The sequence below is a fragment of the Candidatus Eisenbacteria bacterium genome, assembly GCA_030017955.1.
GTDB lineage: Bacteria > Eisenbacteria > RBG-16-71-46 > JASEGR01 > JASEGR01 > JASEGR01.
This window is the reverse complement of sequence record JASEGR010000162.1, coordinates 1-529: the sequence shown is the minus strand read 5'-3', so window position 1 is coordinate 529 and position 529 is coordinate 1. Positions and strand designations below refer to the sequence as shown.

1 protein-coding gene is annotated in these 529 nt (G+C 52.7%); it reads right to left on the bottom strand.

The genetic code is table 11. The features are described 5' to 3' along the window. Positions 1 to 100: 100 nt before the first annotated feature. Positions 101 to 529, bottom strand: a 429-nt coding sequence (locus QME66_13250; protein MDI6809913.1) for a GTP cyclohydrolase II, incomplete at its 5' end; no start/stop codon positions are given.

The window sequence follows — 529 nt, the reverse complement described above, 5'->3', positions numbered from 1 at the left end:
TATGCTTGATTCGGAAGCAAAGTAGAAGAAAATTCAATGAGACGCAAGGGAAAAAGTCGCGGATGTGACACGCTCCACACGAGGTTGTGAGCCGGATCTCCTAACGTTCGATCAGAATCAAGTGTCCGAGCTTGTCTCGCTTTGCCTTGAGGTAATGCTCATTGAAGAAATTCGGATCGACCTCAAGCGCAACTCGTTCCACGACCTCCAGTCCATATCCGTGCAACCCAACGAGTTTTTTTGGATTGTTCGTCATCAGCCGCATCTTGCCGACCCCAAGGTCGTGAAGAATCTGCGCGCCGATGCCGTAGTCTCGCAAATCCGGCCGGAAGCCAAGTTTCTCGTTTGCCTCTACGGTGTCCATCCCATCGTCCTGCAGCCTATATGCTTTCAGCTTGTTCAGAAGCCCGATGCCTCTCCCCTCCTGCCTCATGTACAATACGACACCCCGACCTTCTTTCTCGACCATCTGCATAGCAGCGATCAGCTGCTCATTGCAGTCACAGCGCAGGGAGCCGAACACGTCTCC